This window comes from Priestia sp. VA7 (assembly GCF_055710015.1).
The window spans coordinates 1-251 of sequence record NZ_JBVQPN010000076.1; the positions used below are offsets into that span (position 1 = coordinate 1).

Sequence of the window (251 nt, forward strand, 5' to 3'; positions counted from 1 at the left end):
GTTGGGGGTTCAAGTCCTCTTGCCGGCACCATTTATATCGGAGGGGTAGCGAAGTGGCTAAACGCGGCGGACTGTAAATCCGCTCCTTCGGGTTCGGCAGTTCGAATCTGCCCCCCTCCACCATTTTTATTGGGCTATCGCCAAGCGGTAAGGCAACGGATTTTGATTCCGTCATGCGTTGGTTCGAATCCAGCTAGCCCAGCCATAGAGAGCCATTAGCTCAGTTGGTAGAGCATCTGACTTTTAATCAG

The 251-nt window shown here is 52.6% G+C and carries 2 tRNA genes; both read left to right on the forward strand.

Going from position 1 to position 251, the window contains the following annotated elements:
• Window positions 1-39: 39 nt before the first annotated feature.
• Window positions 40-123, forward strand: a tRNA-Tyr gene (locus AC0C45_RS30260).
• Between the two features lie 7 nt (window positions 124-130).
• Window positions 131-205 (forward strand) — tRNA-Gln (locus AC0C45_RS30265).
• The last annotated feature ends 46 nt before the right edge of the window (window positions 206-251 follow it).